Origin of the sequence: Pedobacter aquae, assembly GCF_008195825.1 — a bacterium.
GTDB lineage: Bacteria > Bacteroidota > Bacteroidia > Sphingobacteriales > Sphingobacteriaceae > Pseudopedobacter > Pseudopedobacter aquae.
Genome location: NZ_CP043329.1, coordinates 2,805,120 through 2,820,313, shown reverse-complemented (window position 1 = coordinate 2,820,313; position 15,194 = coordinate 2,805,120). Strand labels below are relative to the sequence as shown.

Annotated in this window: 12 protein-coding genes and 1 pseudogene; 9 read left to right on the top strand and 4 right to left on the bottom strand. The window is 35.0% G+C overall.

Annotation, left to right across the window (positions count from 1 at the left end; translation table 11 throughout):
• The first annotated feature begins 33 nt into the window (after nucleotides 1-33).
• The 3 genes from polA to FYC62_RS12335 all read left to right on the top strand — a co-directional run bounded on the left by polA (nucleotide 34) and on the right by FYC62_RS12335 (nucleotide 5,597).
• Nucleotides 34-2,835, top strand: coding sequence for a DNA polymerase I (gene polA / locus FYC62_RS12345; RefSeq protein ID WP_149075150.1), 2,802 nt, complete (start codon nucleotides 34-36; stop codon nucleotides 2,833-2,835).
• Nucleotides 2,836-2,908: 73 nt separating this feature from the next.
• Nucleotides 2,909-4,339: a glycogen synthase gene (locus FYC62_RS12340; RefSeq protein ID WP_149075149.1), complete on the top strand. Its 1,431-nt coding sequence runs from the start codon at nucleotides 2,909-2,911 to the stop codon at nucleotides 4,337-4,339.
• Nucleotides 4,326-5,597 (top strand): glucose-1-phosphate adenylyltransferase, encoded by a 1,272-nt coding sequence (locus FYC62_RS12335; RefSeq protein WP_149075148.1) that lies wholly within the window; start codon nucleotides 4,326-4,328, stop codon nucleotides 5,595-5,597. Before FYC62_RS12340 ends, FYC62_RS12335 begins: the two co-directional genes overlap by 14 nt.
• A 246-nt stretch (nucleotides 5,598-5,843) precedes the next feature.
• Here FYC62_RS12335 and FYC62_RS12330 read toward each other — a convergent pair whose 3' ends face one another.
• From FYC62_RS12330 to FYC62_RS12315, 4 genes and pseudogenes are all read right to left on the bottom strand, one after another.
• A complete protein-coding gene (locus tag FYC62_RS12330) occupies nucleotides 5,844-6,818 on the bottom strand; it encodes a PDDEXK nuclease domain-containing protein (RefSeq protein WP_149075147.1) in 975 nt (324 codons plus the stop codon).
• A 213-nt stretch (nucleotides 6,819-7,031) separates the two neighbouring features.
• A complete protein-coding gene (locus FYC62_RS12325) occupies nucleotides 7,032-7,724 on the bottom strand; it encodes a metal-dependent hydrolase (protein WP_149075146.1) in 693 nt (230 codons plus the stop codon).
• Between the two features lie 11 nt (nucleotides 7,725-7,735).
• A pseudogene (locus FYC62_RS12320) lies at nucleotides 7,736-8,062 on the bottom strand (YbaB/EbfC family nucleoid-associated protein); the annotation flags it as partial.
• 55 nt (nucleotides 8,063-8,117) lie between these two features.
• The gene (locus FYC62_RS12315) at nucleotides 8,118-9,338 is read right to left on the bottom strand and encodes a serine hydrolase domain-containing protein (protein WP_149075144.1); all 1,221 of its coding nucleotides are present in this window, start codon (nucleotides 9,336-9,338) and stop codon (nucleotides 8,118-8,120) included.
• Nucleotides 9,339-9,497: 159 nt separating this feature from the next.
• Between FYC62_RS12315 and fumC the strand changes: the two genes are divergently transcribed.
• The 6 genes from fumC (at nucleotide 9,498) to FYC62_RS12285 (ending at nucleotide 15,182) form a co-directional block, all read left to right on the top strand.
• A complete protein-coding gene (gene fumC / locus FYC62_RS12310) occupies nucleotides 9,498-10,895 on the top strand; it encodes a class II fumarate hydratase (protein ID WP_149075143.1) in 1,398 nt (465 codons plus the stop codon).
• A 66-nt stretch (nucleotides 10,896-10,961) separates the two neighbouring features.
• Entirely contained in the window at nucleotides 10,962-11,495 is a 534-nt protein-coding gene (locus FYC62_RS12305) for a fumarate hydratase (protein WP_149075142.1), read from the top strand.
• Between the two features lie 11 nt (nucleotides 11,496-11,506).
• Nucleotides 11,507-11,944, top strand: coding sequence for a low molecular weight protein-tyrosine-phosphatase (locus FYC62_RS12300; RefSeq protein WP_149075141.1), 438 nt, complete (start codon nucleotides 11,507-11,509; stop codon nucleotides 11,942-11,944).
• A gap of 31 nt (nucleotides 11,945-11,975) precedes the next feature.
• Nucleotides 11,976-12,395, top strand: coding sequence for a hypothetical protein (locus tag FYC62_RS12295; protein WP_149075140.1), 420 nt, complete (start codon nucleotides 11,976-11,978; stop codon nucleotides 12,393-12,395).
• Between the two features lie 55 nt (nucleotides 12,396-12,450).
• A complete protein-coding gene (hisS, locus tag FYC62_RS12290) occupies nucleotides 12,451-13,833 on the top strand; it encodes a histidine--tRNA ligase (RefSeq protein WP_149075139.1) in 1,383 nt (460 codons plus the stop codon).
• A gap of 158 nt (nucleotides 13,834-13,991) precedes the next feature.
• Complete coding sequence (locus FYC62_RS12285) at nucleotides 13,992-15,182, top strand: helix-turn-helix domain-containing protein (protein ID WP_149075138.1); 1,191 nt, start codon at nucleotides 13,992-13,994, stop codon at nucleotides 15,180-15,182.
• The last annotated feature ends 12 nt before the right edge of the window (nucleotides 15,183-15,194 follow it).

Below are 15,194 nucleotides of genomic sequence, written 5' to 3'. Positions count from 1 at the left end.
ACCAAGCGGGTATCATCACTCAATTCAATAAAAATGAAAAAACTCTTTCTTTTAGATGGGATGGCTTTAATTTATAGAGCCCATTTTGCATTAAGTAAAAACCCACGTTTTACTTCAACGGGTATCAATACCTCGGCAGTAATGGGTTTTGCTAATACCTTATTAGAAGTCTTAAAGAAAGAAAATCCATCGCATATTGCGGTAGTTTTTGATACTGAAGCTCCAACAGAAAGGCATACCGATTTTTTAGCTTATAAAGCCAATAGGCAAGCCATGCCAGAGGATTTATCTCTTGCCTTGCCTTATGTGAAAAAACTGATAGAAGGTTTTAACATCCCAGTAATTACTTCTGATGGTTACGAAGCCGATGATGTGATTGGAACCCTAGCTAAAAAGGCAGAAAAAGAAGGTTTTACCGTTTTTTGTATGACACCGGATAAGGATTTTGCCCAACTTGTATCAGAAAATATCTTCATTTACAAACCCGCCAGAATGGGTAATGATATGGAGATTTTAGGGGTGAAAGAAGTTTTGGCAAAATGGGAGATAGAACATATCCACCAAGTGATAGATATTTTAGGCCTTTGGGGCGATGCTGTAGATAATATCCCGGGTATACCAGGTATTGGAGAAAAAACCGCTAAAGCTTTAATTAAGCAATACGGCTCTATGGAAAATATCATAGCCAACAGTCATGAGCTTAAAGGCAAACAAAGAGAAAATGTGGAGGCTTTTGCGGCTCAAGGTTTGTTGTCTAAAAGGTTAGCAACAATTTTATTAGATGCTCCGGTAGAGTTTCATGAAGAAAGCTTTAGGTTAGATAAACCAGATAAAGAGCAATTAGAACCTCTATTTGCCGAGTTGGAATTTAGAACTTTAGGTAAACGTGTTTTCGGAGAAGATTTTTCTGTAAATGATGCAAAAATCAGCAGCAGCGGACAAATGGATTTGTTTAGCAGCCCAGCAGCTGGCAATTTAGTACAAAAACCAGTTACAGAGCTAGCAGAAGCTATAATACCATCAAAAAATATTGATAATACGCCACATGAGTATCATTTGGTTAATGATGCAGCCAGTAGGCAAAACCTTATCCAAGAACTTTTAAAACAAAAAGAAATTTGTTTTGATACAGAAACCACTGGTTTAGATGCGCATGAAGCCGAATTGGTGGGTTTATCTTTTAGTTTTAAAGTTGGCGATGGCTATTATGTGCCGCTTTCAGAGAATCAGTATGATTGTAAAGCTATTTTAGAGGAGTTTAGACCTGTTTTTGAAAATGAAAACATCAGAAAAATTGGTCAGAATATTAAGTACGATTTACTTATTCTAAAATGGTATAACATTAACCTAAAAGGCGAATTGTTTGATACCATGCTGGCCCATTACCTGCTAGACCCTGATACCCGCCATAATATGGATGTATTGGCAGAAAATTATTTGGGTTATACGCCTGTTTCTATTACCGAACTGATTGGTAAAAAAGGAAAAAACCAGGGCAATATGCGTGATGTTGAGCTAGAGAAAGCAAAAGATTATGCTGCCGAGGATGCCGATATTACGCTACAACTAAAAGAAGTTTTTGAGCCCTTACTTAAAGAAGTTCAAGCCGATAATTTAGCTCAAAACTTGGAAAATCCATTAATCTACGTTTTAGCAGATATGGAGAAAGAAGGGGTGCGTATAGATATTCAGCAATTGCAAACCTATTCTAAAGATTTAGAGGTAGAGATAAACCGTTTAGAAGCCACAGTTTTTGATAAAGCGGGTGTTAAATTTAATATTGGCTCGCCAAAACAACTAGGCGAGGTTTTATTTGATAAGCTTAAGCTTGATGATAAAGCCAAGAAAACTAAAACCGGGCAATACCAAACTGGTGAAGATGTTTTACTTGCACTCGCCAATAAATCAGACATTGTTAGAGATATATTAGATTACCGCCAGTTATGTAAGTTAAAGTCTACTTATGTAGATGCGCTTCCGCTGATGATAAATACTAAAACCAATAGGGTGCATACTTCATATAATCAAGCGGTAGCTGCAACAGGTAGGTTAAGTTCTAATAATCCAAACTTGCAAAATATCCCCATAAAGACAGAAAGAGGCAGAGAAGTAAGAAAAGCATTTATCCCTAGAGATGAAAATCATATCCTTTTATCTGCCGATTATTCTCAAATAGAGCTACGCATCATTGCAGAAATAAGTAAAGATGAAAACATGATGGAAGCTTTTGTAAATGGTTTAGATATCCATACCGCAACCGCAGCTAAGGTTTATGGTGTAGCGTTATCAGAAGTAACATCAGAACAAAGAAGAAATGCTAAGGCGGTAAACTTTGGAATTATATACGGCCAATCTGCTTTTGGTTTATCGCAAAATTTAGGTATCCCAAGAAAAGAAGCGGCAGAAATTATAGAAAACTACTTCACACAATACGCAGGCATCAAAAGATATATGGCAGATACCATGAATTTTGCTCGTGAAAATGGATATGTAGAAACCATTATGGGGCGTAGAAGATATTTAAGAGATATCAACTCGGCCAACCAAACTGTAAGAGGTTTTGCAGAGCGAAATGCCATTAATGCACCTATACAAGGTTCTGCGGCAGATATGATTAAGGTTGCCATGATTCAAATACATCAAGATATCATCAGCCAAAAGCTGCAATCTAAAATGACCATGCAGGTACATGATGAGTTGGTTTTTGATGTGCTGATTTCTGAGAAAGAGCAAATGAAAACCATTATCCAAAACAGGATGAAAAATGCCCTTAAAACAACTGTACCTATTGTGGTAGAAATTGGCGAAGGACAAAACTGGTTAGAGGCACATTAAAATCATAATTTATTAAGAAATAATTCTTCATTTAAATAACAAAATACTAAATTAAAGCACCAATTTATCTTTAATGAATGTATTACATTTAAGTGCAGAATGTTATCCGGTAGCCAAGGCAGGCGGCCTGGGCGATGTTGTGGGTGCACTTCCAAAATATCAAAAACAAGAAGGCGTACAAGCAAGCGTTGTGATGCCTTTTTATAATCGGAAATTTACGCAAGAGCATCATTTAATAAACGTTTTTAGCAGTTCTTCTCATTTAGGGCAAAGGGTTTTCGATTATGAAATCCTGAAAGAAGAAAAAGATGTACTAGGTTTTGAGCTTTATTTGGTTAAAATACCAAGTTTATTAGATCGCGAAGAAATATATTGCTATCCAGATGAAATAGAGCAGTTTGTAGCCTATCAAATTGCTGTGGTAGATTGGCTGGTAAAAGCAAATGTTGAAGTAGATTTGGTACATTGTCATGATCATCATGCTGGTTTAGTGCCTTTTCTCATGCAGCATTCATCCAGATTTAACTCCTTAAAAGATATCCCTACAGTTTTAACTATACATAATGGGCAATACCAAGGTTGGTTGGGATGGGATAAATTCTACTATCTACCAGATGCCGATACGAGCAAAACAGGTCTTCTAGATTGGGGTGGCTGTATTAATTCTTTGGCCGCAGCAGTAAAATGTTGTTGGGCTTACACTACCGTTTCGCCAAGTTATTTGGCCGAGCTAAAACATCAAGCAAACGGACTAGAATTTTTATTCGAGTTGGAGCAGCAAAAAGGAATAGGTATTTTAAATGGTATAGACCCAGCCGTTTGGAATCCTGCTAAAGATAAAATGATTGCTAAAACTTATACGGCTAGCAGTGTAGTGCAAGGTAAAGCTTTTAATAAGGCAGAAATTTGTAGAGCTTTTGGTTTAGATGAAACAAAACCACTTTTTACATTTATAGGTAGGTTAGTTTTAGAGAAAGGGGCAGATAAACTTGCCGATGCTATAAGAGATAGCTTAAAAGCTTTTGATGGGCAAATAAGTGTGTTGGTTTTAGGTTCTGGCGAGAAATACATAGAGCAGCAACTTGTAGATTTAAAAGAAGAATTTAAAGACTATAATGTTTATATCGGTTACAACGAGGAGCTTTCCCATCAGATTTATGCAGCGGCAGATTTTATTTTGATGCCATCAAGAGTAGAGCCTTGCGGTTTAAACCAATTATACGCTTTAAAATACGGCACAGTAGCTATTGTAAGGGCAACCGGCGGATTAAAAGATTCTATTATTGATATTGATGATACCGGTGGCTATGGTATAAGATTTGATAATTGTGAGGTAAGCGATATAGTAAAAGCTATCGAAAGGGCTATCTACCTCTATCAAGACAATAAAAAACTAACACAAATAAGAAAATCTATGATGAGTTTAGACTTTTCATGGAATAAATCGGCACAGCAATATATTCATTTATACAGCAGCTTAACACTACAACATGGTACCATCTAAAGTCATTTCAATTATCCTAGGTGGCGGGCAAGGCTCTCGTCTTTATCCTCTTACAGCAACACGTTCTAAACCGGCAGTTCCTATTGCTGGTAAATATCGTTTGGTTGATATTCCTATCTCTAACTGTATAAATTCTAACTTAAAAAGGATTTTCGTTTTAACTCAGTTTAACTCGGCATCTTTAAATAAACACATTAAAAACACCTATCATTTTAGTGTTTTTAGTGATGCTTTTGTGGATATTTTGGCAGCAGAGCAAACTCCTTTAAATACAACCTGGTACCAAGGTACAGCTGATGCTGTAAGACAAAGTTTACATCATGTAAAACAGCATGATTTTGAATATGTATTAATCTTATCTGGCGACCAGCTTTACCAAATGGATTTTGAAGCTATGGTTGATTCGCATGTTGAAAAAGGAGCTGATATTTCTATTGCTACCATCCCGGTTAACGCTAAAGACGGAACCAGTTTTGGCATTTTAAAGGCTGATGAAAACCTTTCTATAACAGCTTTTACAGAGAAACCAAATGCCGAGAAAATTATTGGTTGGGAATCTGAAGTAGGCGAGGAGATGGCAAAACAAGGTAGACATTACCTAGCATCTATGGGTATATATCTTTTCAATAAAGATGTATTGATTAGTATGTTGGAGGGTAATGAGCGTCATGATTTTGGTAAAGAAATTATCCCACAGGCTGTTGGTGTAAATAAAATTGTTAGTTACCAATACGAAGGTTATTGGACAGATATCGGAAATATAGACTCGTTCTTTGAAGCCAATTTAGGCATCACAGATGAAGTTCCAGAATTTAATTTGTTTAGTCCTTGCCCTATTTTTTCCAGAGCTAGGATGCTTCCACCATCAAAAATATCAGGAACAAAATTAAACAACACGGTTATTGCTGATGGTTGTATCATTAATGCAGAAGAAATTAGCAGAGCGGTTATAGGTATCAGAACCAGAATAGGCGCAGGCACAAAAATTTCTAACTGTTATGTTATGGGTAGCGATTATTACCAAACCCTTGAAGAAATTGAAGGTTTAAAGCAAACCCATAAACCTTTAACCGGTATTGGCGAAAATTGTACGATTAACAATGCCATTTTAGATAAGAATTGCTTTATTGGTAATAACGTTGTAATTAATGGTGGTCCACATTTACAAGATGGAGATTTTGATACCCATACTTGTAAAGATGGTATCATCGTCATCAAGAAAAAAGCAATCATTGCGGATGGAACGGTTATAGGGTAGAGATAGTCTTACCCTCAATCCCTTTCCTTCAAAGAAAGTTTCTTTGGAATCACTTTAACAAAAATAAACCCTTGTAAATAAATATTTTTCAAGGGTTTTTTTAAATTTTTACAGTTAGTTTAATCTATATTTATTCTCGTATTGTTTTATCAATTCATTTGTTAGCGATAAACCAATTTAAAATACTACATCCATTTTGCAGAACTGAATTATAGTCATGTTTTAATTGTTTCGATTTTACTTAGGCTAGTTTTTCTCCTCAAATAACTCATGCAGCTTTTGTTGAAGCAATTTTTTATCAGGCAGTTGAATTTGATATTCTGAAACCATGGTAGGAGAAAGGCTGCGACTCAAAGCATATTCTACTACTTCATTGTCTTTATCTTTACAAAGAAGTATTCCAATGCTTGGGTTTTCATTTTGCTTTTTAACATCTCTATCCAAAGCCTCTAGATAAAAGTTAAGTTGACCTAAATGCTCTGGCTTAAATTTATCGGCTTTTAATTCAAACGCTACCAAACATTGTAAGCCTCTGTGATAAAACAAAAGATCAATATAAAAATCACTGTTGCCTACCTGTATTTTATATTCTTCACTAATAAACAAAAAGTCTTTTCCTAACTCTAAAACAAAATCTTTCATTTGTTTGATTAATCCTTTTTGTAAATCGCTTTCTTTATGTGTTTCTTTGAGGTTTAAGAATTCTAAGATGTAAGCATCTTTAAAGCTGTTATTAAAGTTAGGGTGTAATTCTCTCAACACTGGTGAGAGTTTTGTATTTCCTAACATAGTGCGCTCAAAAAGACCTGCTGAAATTTGGCGGTCTAATTCTCTTTTACTATAATTTTCTTGTTTGCAAATATTTAAGTAAAACTCTTTTTCTTCTTTTGTTTTGGTTCTTGAAAGAATGATTAAATTATTTGTCCAACTAATTTCTCTCACCAGTGGTGAGAGTTTTGGAAAATCTTTATAAGCTTCGTAAAACTGTTTCATTCTCCAAAGATTTTTATCAGAAAAACCTTTTAGTTCTGGTTCTTTATGCGCTATAAAATCAGCTAATTCTTTTACAACTGATTGCCCCCAATTTGCATTATCAATTTGTTTGGCTATGTAAGCTCCAATATTCCAATATAAATTAATCAGTTCAGTATTAACAGCTTTTAAAGCGTTATTTCGGGATTGTCTAATTAGTTGTACTATTTCAGAAAATTGTTGATTCATGAGCTTAAAAACAATGATTATAATAATATTTAAAGATGACAAAAACAATTAAAATAAGACCATTAAAATTTTAACTCTCAACATTTCCAATCACTTAAATATCAAGATGGCCGGTCATGAAGTAGGAAAGCCTTGTGTGAAGGATAAAAAAATTCAAAAAAAAGCGTGTTTCAAATTAATGAGATACGCTTTTTTTATGGAGTTGGGATTTACTTAAATCTCTATACTATCCTCATCTTTTAAACTTATTTTCATCAGCGTAAGCGTTTGCCCGGCATCAGTAAATTTTTGTTTAGCAGCATCGCTATCTATTTTGATATAGCCAAAAGTATCGTAATGCATACCAATAACTTTTTTGCAGCCTACAAACTTTGCAGCAATGGTGGCTTCCTCAACACCCATAGTAAAATTATCGCCTATAGGCAGAAAGGCATGTTCAATATCATGAAACTCGCCAATTAACTTCATGTCTTGGGTAAGAGAGGTATCGCCAGCGTAGTAGTAAGATTTTCCTTCTGTTTTAATGATAAAACCACCTGCTGTGCCTCCGTAAGTGCCATCTGGTAAAGAGTTAGAATGTGCGGCATAAGTCATTTTAACCGTCCCGAAATCAAAATTCCAAGAACCGCCTATGTTTAATGGATGCCCGCCAGCTACACCTTGTTTGGCAAACCACTCTACAATTTCATAGGAGCTTACCAATTTTGCTCCTGTTCTTTGCGCTATGCTTTGTACATCAGCTACATGGTCTCCGTGGCCGTGAGAGATTAAAATATAATCACATTCAATGGTATTGATGTCAATATGTTTTGCCAATTCATTAGGAGAAATGAATGGATCAATTAAAATTTTCTTTCCTCCTGTTTGTAGTAAAAAGCAAGAGTGTCCTAAATAATTTACCTTCATAAAATGTTTATTTATTTACCAAATAGATTGCCTAATGCACCTAAGCCACCCATGCTGCCTAGCATTTCTTGTGTCATGGCGGCAGTTTCTGCTTGCGAAATTTTTTCTGCTTGTTCTAAAGCTTTATTCACGGCAAGGGCTATTAATTCTTCTAAAGCCTCTTTATCTGTTGATGTATAAAAATCATCGGCAATAGCTATAGATTTAATGGTTTTACCAGCAGTAGCAATAACTTTTATAGCACCGTTTTCTGCCTCGCCAGTTACGCTAATGGTTTCTAGTCTTTTCTTAACTTCTTCTGCTTTCTTTTGTGCTTCAAATAACTTATCAAACATGTTGGCTCTTTTGTTAAAGGATTAAATAAATTTTATGGGTGAAATGTTTTAAATCATGTTAATCTTCATCGCTTCCGGGTAGGCTTCCGCTGCCGTGATAAGCATTTTTTCTAATCACAGGTACTTTTAGGTGTTTGTATAAATCATCTAAATGTAGCAAGCTGCCATTGGTTAAATTGCCTAACAAAACAATAACAATGTCTTTTTTAATATCTCTTACATAGATGTGTCTAAATCCATGCCACCATCCGGTATGGTAAACTACTTTTTCGCCTTTATCGCCATCAAAAATTCTCCAGCCGTAGCCGTAGTTAAAATGACCGTTAACTGGGGTATTTCTTCCGGTATAGGCCGAGTCTAAACTTTCTTTACTTAATAATCTGCCAGTTTTTAAGGCATTATCGTACAAAACTAAATCATGAATGGTGCTGTAAATACCTTTGTCGCCCACTGGGCCATCTAAGAAATTTTGTGCAACCGAGTAGCGCCAAGTACGGTCATGCCCAACAACATCTACCGGAATTTTATCATAAACCGCTTTAGAATATACGTGGGTATTTTTCATCCCTGCTGGTTTAAAAACATTTTCCATCATATAATCGGCGTAGCTCATACCTGTAACTTTTTCTATGATAGCGCCTAAAACCATATAGTTAGAGTTGTTATAATGGAAACGATTATCGGGTTTGGTATAAGGGTTGGGTTTACGTTCTGCAATAATATGCATCACCTCATCATTGGTGATGCCTTTTTTCATGTCTCGCTTTTCTTTACGCCAGATATCATCAACAAAGTAAACATAATTCATCATACCGCTTCTGTGGGTAAGTAATAGCTTTACGTTAATGCCATCATAAGGGAAGTTTGGATAAAACTTTTTTACATCATCAGTTAAAGAAAGTTTTCCTTGTTCTATCAACTGCATAATGGCTACGCCGGTAAAAGTTTTGGTAACAGAAGCCAGTTCAAAAACCGAATTTATTTTTAAGCTATCGCGATGAAGGTAATCTGCCCAGCCTAAAGATTTCTGATAAATGATTTTTCCTTTTTTAGCTACCAGTATATTTCCGTTAAAACCAGAGCGTTTATGAAGTCTTTGGGCAAACTCGGCAATATATTTATCTTCCTTTTTTTGATCGTAAACTAAAAGAAGGCTATCAGTTTTATCATCATCAATAGTTCTAACTTTAGGGTCTTTATCCTTGTTTTCTGTGTTAGAAGAGCAGGAAGAGCATAAAATGGCGCAAATAGAGGCTATGAAAAAGCTACGTTGTATCATCTAAAAAAAATATGGTTCGCAATTGTAAACGAGGGAAAATTAGAAATTATATAAAAGAAAACAGAAATGAGTTTTAAACATTCGGGTATTTGTTTGTTTATATCATATAAAACGGACAAAAATTATAAATTTGAACGCATTTAAAAATTAATTAGCGAAATGGAATACAGAATAGAACATGATACCATGGGCGAAGTTAAAGTTCCGGCAGATAAATACTGGGGAGCACAAACAGAACGCTCAAGAAACAACTTCAAAATTGGTCCAGAGGCATCTATGCCTAAAGAAATTATCTATGCTTTTGCCTATTTAAAAAAGGCAGCAGCAATGGCTAATTGCGATTTAGGTGTACTTTCTACAGAAAAGAGAGATTTAATTGCAAAAGCTTGTGAAGAAATTTTAGAAGGTAAATTGGATGATCAGTTTCCATTAGTGATTTGGCAAACAGGTTCTGGTACGCAGTCTAACATGAATGCTAATGAAGTAATCGCTTACAGAGCACATGTTATAAACGGTGGGTCTTTAAATGATGATAAAAAAGTGTTGCATCCAAATGATGATGTAAATAAATCACAATCATCTAACGATACTTTTCCAACAGCCATGCATATTGCTGCTTACAAGCAAGTGGTTGAAATTACTTTACCAGGCTTAGAACTTTTAAGAGCTACTTTGGTAAAAAAATCACAAGATTTTGCAGAAATTGTAAAAACCGGGCGCACCCATTTTATGGATGCTACACCTTTAACCTTAGGGCAAGAGTTTTCTGGTTATGCGCAACAGCTTACCAATAGCATAAAAACTGTTAAGCAAGCTTTAGAGGCAGTAAAAGAGTTGGCTTTAGGTGGCACAGCAGTTGGTACAGGCTTAAATACACCAAAAGGTTATGATGTTTTGGTAGCTAAACATATTGCAGATTTAACAGGTTTACCTTTTGTAACAGCGCCTAATAAATTTGAAGCTTTAGCAGCACATGATGCTATGGTAGAATTATCAGGAGCATTAAAAAGAGCGGCAGTTTCTTTAATGAAGATAGGTAATGATGTGAGGATGTTAAGCTCTGGCCCAAGATGCGGCATTGGCGAAATCATTATCCCAGATAATGAACCAGGTTCTTCTATTATGCCAGGTAAAGTAAACCCAACACAGCCAGAGGCTTTAACAATGGTTTGTGCACAAGTTATAGGTAATGATGTAGCCGTTTCTTTTGGAGGTTCAAATGGACATTTCGAGCTTAACGTTTTCAAACCTGTAATAGCGTCTAACGTATTGCAATCTGCCCGTTTAATTGGAGATGCTTGCGTATCTTTCAATAACAATTGTGCGGTTGGTATAGAGCCTAACTTACCAGAAATTAAAAAGCATTTAGAAAACTCTTTAATGTTGGTTACCGCTTTAAACCCATATATTGGTTATGAAAATGCTGCTAAAATTGCTAAAAAGGCGCATAAAGAAAATAAAACATTACGCGAAGCTGCTGTAGAGCTTGGTTTATTAACCAGCGAGCAGTTTACAGAGTGGGTTAAGCCAGAAGATATGGTGGGCTCGCTTAAATAGTTACATAAGTAATTTCATACAGCAGAGGTTTGAAAAAGCCTCTGCTTTTATAAAAAGTACAAATACATGCTAAATTTTACGGTTGGGTTTTTTAATGAGATGATGATAGGATATCATAAATCTAGGGTACTGTATGCCGTATTTTTTATTTCTCTACAAGCATGTTCTTTTAATGAGCAAGTACCTAGTGCAGGAGATGCTTTTTTACAAGGTAGCTGGACAGAAGATAGCATCCCGCTTAAAAACCAATTGGTTAATTACGAGCAATATCAATTTAAATTTACTTGCGATTCTTTTTACCTCCAGATAAACACCCACTCTAAAGTAAATTTATATGGTGGCGAGTGTTATAATACCGATACATGGAGAGAGTATGTAAAAGGAACATACACTGTTGTAGCCGATACTTTGAAACTTAACGGAGCTTTTGTAAACCAAGATTACAAGTATAAGCCCGAGAACAGTTGCTACCGCTTTGGAAAGTTTGAGTATGATTTTTTGATGCTTAAAAAACATCAGGATACCCTACAAATTAAAAGTAAACTACAAACCTTGCCACACTTCATAGTTCTTAAAGAAAGAACTTCTTGTAAATTATAAGTAAAGCTTTTATGAAAATTTTAATGGTTTGTTTAGGCAATATCTGCAGATCGCCTTTAGCCCATGGCGTGATGGAGGATTTGGTTAAACAAAAAGGTTTTAAATGGGAAATAGACTCGGCCGGTACAGGTTCTTGGCATATTGGTTGCCAGCCAGATAGACGTTCTATTGCAGTAGCTAAAGCAAACGGCATAGATATTACCAACCAAAGAGCAAGGCAATTTAGCTCTGCAGATTTTGAGACTTTTGATCTTATTTTGGTGATGGATAAGCAAAACTACCGCGATGTTATAGCACAAGCCAAAACGCCTGAACAAGAAGAAAAAGTAAAGCTCTTTATTCCTGATGGTTTTGTGCCAGACCCTTATTATAACGACGAAGAATTTCCCCTTGTTTTTGATTTGGTTTACACACAATGTGAAAAACTTTTGCAAGAATTAAGTAAGTAAAAGCTTTAGCATTGTAAAAAATAGCGCTTTAATGAAAAATCTCATTTTACTATTATTCTTATTTGCAGGCTTACAAGTTTTTGCTCAAAAGCAGGAAAAAGACATCAAATACTTTTATTACTATCTTAATCAGGATGAAAGCTTTATGTCTTACCTTAAAGCAAGAAAAGAATTTGAAAGTAAAAAGGTCGATTTTAAACTTCCGGTTTCAAAGGAAGCCGTAAAAGAATTAGAGGCTAATGAGGCTAAAATTCTTAAAAATGAGAAAAGTTATGCCGAGTTTCTAAATAAATACGGAATGAAAAACGGCGGCGATTATGCCAAAATCTGGTTTAACCAGTTAAATGCACTTAAAACTTTCATCAAGAAAAATCCAGAATTTTATAAACTCACACCAGCAGAAAGACAAAATATCATAGATAAATGGTATTTTTCTGATATGTTGAAGTAAAACAACATCGGCTTAGGCCTGTGCTTTCCTAAAGCTTTTTTTCTATTTTTGCCGCATGGCAAGTATTAAAGCATCCATCCCAAAAGGTACAAGAGATTTTGGTCCGGTAGAAATGATTCGTAGAAACCATATTTACGATACCATTAAAAGCGTTTTCAAAAAGTTTGGCTACCAAGAAATACAAACGCCGACGATGGAAAACTTAGATACTTTAACCGGTAAATATGGCGATGAAGGCGATAAATTGATTTTCAAAATCTTGAATAGTGGAGATTATATGCTTAAAGCGGATGGCTTAAAGCAAAAAGGCGAAGAGTTATCATCTAAAAACTTATTACCACTAATCTCAGAAAAAGCCTTAAGATATGATTTAACCGTACCATTTGCCAGGTACGTGGTGATGCATCAAAACGAAATAGCTTTTCCTTTTAAAAGATTCCAGATACAGCCCGTATGGCGGGCGGATAGACCACAAAAAGGGCGTTACCGCGAGTTTTACCAATGTGATGCCGATGTGGTTGGCTCAAACTCTTTACTTAATGAAGCCGAGTTTATTTGCATTTACGATGAAGCTTTAAGCAAGCTAGGCTTAACAGATTTCACCATCAAAATCAATAACCGAAAAATTTTAACCGGCATTGCAGAACTTATTGGCAAACCATCACAAATTGTTGATTTAACAGTTGCGATAGATAAACTAGATAAAATTGGCTTAGAAGGGGTAGAAAAAGAGCTTCTAAGCAAAGGCTTTACAGCCGAAGATTTGCAAACGCTTAAACCTGTCATATTATTAGCTGGCTCTAACGAAGAAAAATTAGCGCAATTAGATACTATTTTAGAAGCATCAGATAGTGGTTTAAAAGGTATTGCAGAAATAAGAGAAGTATTTGATTACCTAGCTAGTTTTAAGCTCAACAAAGCTAAAATTGAACTCGATTTAACACTTGCCCGTGGCTTAAATTATTACACAGGCTGTATTTTTGAAGTTAAAACCAACGAAGTTGCTATGGGTTCTATTGGTGGCGGCGGCAGGTATGATGACCTTACCGGGATGTTTGGTTTACAAAACCTCACTGGTGCTGGTATTTCTTTTGGTGCCGATAGAATTTATGACGTTTTAGAAGAGTTAAACCTTTTCCCTCATACTACACAAGAAAGCACCAAAGTTTTGATATGTGTTTTTGGTAAAGAAGAAGAAAAATACGCTTTACCGCTCCTGGCGTCATTAAGAGCACAAAATATTCATGCAGAGCTTTACCCATTTGGAGCTAAAATTAAAAAGCAAATGCAATATGCTAATGACAAAAACATTCCCTATGTTATTGTTATTGGTGGCGATGAAATGCAAAGCGGAAAATTGACTTTCAAAACCATGCAAAGCGGCACCCAAGAGCAGTTAAGCGTTGATGAAATAATGAAAAAAGTGATGGTTTCTTAAGACTCCCTTTTGTAATGTTTAGATTACATTAAAAGGGTATGCCTAATTTAAGGGAGAAAGCCCCTTTTTATTTTGATTAAAATCGTAGCATAAAATATCTCTTTTTAAAGTGATGTTTTTAGTTTTTAATCTGCTGATAATCAAAATAATAAGGCTTAATGGGTTTCTTTAGTTCAGTTTTAATCATTGTTGCTGTATTAAGTTTAGTAAAGGTTTCTATCCTATTACTGAGAAAAGCGGGCGATAAAAAAGCCAATTCTTTACTATCAATTTTCTTTTTCATTGTATTTTTATATTCGCTTCAAGGTTTTGTTATTGAAGCTGGGTATTTAAAAGATTTACCTTGGTTTTACGTTTGGCCACTACCCATTTATGCATTAATGCATGTGGTTATATTCTTCTATTTTAAATGCATCTTAGATAAAAGTATTACTTGGAAGGCATCATATATACTCCTTTTTATTCCTTTTCTTTTAGCATTGCTAGATGTTTTCTTATTCTCCTTAAAACCAGCTACAGAAAAAATAGCTATCATCAATGATGCTATTTTAAATCCGGCAGATAGATTTGAAAAGCAATATGGACTGTTTGCTTTAAAAGAGCATTTTTTGATACGTTATACTTGGTCTCTGTTTGCTCTTGCCTTAATTTGGATCAAATTTATGCCTCTTTTACTAAATAAAGGTTTAGAGAAGCATCAAAAAACTACTAATAAATGGATTTTGAGTTTTCTTATAGTTTTATCTGCTATAGTGTTTTCTACTTTTCTTTTGGTGTTGCAAAATTGCTATCCTCTAAGTCTCGTTATAATAGGCGTTCATTATTCAAAAATCTTAACAGTATTATTTGTTGGCTTTATACTCTTATCGGCACTTCCTTTTTATTTTCCCAATACTTTATATGGTTTTTTTGAGGCTAAAGTACAGCTAGAAGGTTTAAAAAATGATGTTCAGGCATTGAAGATTTGTAAATCTGAGGATGATAAAATAAAATTCGGTTTAGATATAGAAATCTTTAAGGATAAGCTCAATAAGTTTGAAAATGAACAGTTATATCTATCACAAAACTTTGATATTAATGTTTTGGCAAGCTATCTTGAAATACCTATTCATCATTTATCATATTTTTTAAATCAGCACTATAATTTAAGTTTTGCTGCCTATCGTAATAAATTAAGAATGGAGCATGCAATAAAATTAATACAAGAGGGCTTTTTGTGCGAAAGCACAATAGAAGCTTTAGCTTGGGAATGTGGTTTTGTTAGTAGAAGTGCTTTTAGTAAAACTTTTAAGGCTGTTATAGGCGATAACCCTAGTGATTATGCAGCCAAATTCCAATTAGCTTTTTAAGCACAACATTCG

Bases quoted from the DNA above. Each gene is read 5' to 3' on its own strand.
- FYC62_RS12325 (WP_149075146.1), bottom strand. From the start codon at position 7,724: ATGAAGGTAAATTATTTAGGACACTCTTGCTTTTTACTACAAACAGGA.
- FYC62_RS12305 (WP_149075142.1), top strand. From the start codon at position 10,962: ATGCTAAATTTTACGGTTGGGTTTTTTAATGAGATGATGATAGGATAT.
- fumC (WP_149075143.1), top strand. From the start codon at position 9,498: ATGGAATACAGAATAGAACATGATACCATGGGCGAAGTTAAAGTTCCG.
- FYC62_RS12335 (WP_149075148.1), top strand. From the start codon at position 4,326: ATGGTACCATCTAAAGTCATTTCAATTATCCTAGGTGGCGGGCAAGGC.
- FYC62_RS12300 (WP_149075141.1), top strand. From the start codon at position 11,507: ATGAAAATTTTAATGGTTTGTTTAGGCAATATCTGCAGATCGCCTTTA.
- FYC62_RS12295 (WP_149075140.1), top strand. From the start codon at position 11,976: ATGAAAAATCTCATTTTACTATTATTCTTATTTGCAGGCTTACAAGTT.
- FYC62_RS12340 (WP_149075149.1), top strand. From the start codon at position 2,909: ATGAATGTATTACATTTAAGTGCAGAATGTTATCCGGTAGCCAAGGCA.
- polA (WP_149075150.1), top strand. From the start codon at position 34: ATGAAAAAACTCTTTCTTTTAGATGGGATGGCTTTAATTTATAGAGCC.
- FYC62_RS12315 (WP_149075144.1), bottom strand. From the start codon at position 9,338: ATGATACAACGTAGCTTTTTCATAGCCTCTATTTGCGCCATTTTATGC.
- FYC62_RS12330 (WP_149075147.1), bottom strand. From the start codon at position 6,818: ATGAATCAACAATTTTCTGAAATAGTACAACTAATTAGACAATCCCGA.
- hisS (WP_149075139.1), top strand. From the start codon at position 12,451: ATGGCAAGTATTAAAGCATCCATCCCAAAAGGTACAAGAGATTTTGGT.
- FYC62_RS12285 (WP_149075138.1), top strand. From the start codon at position 13,992: ATGGGTTTCTTTAGTTCAGTTTTAATCATTGTTGCTGTATTAAGTTTA.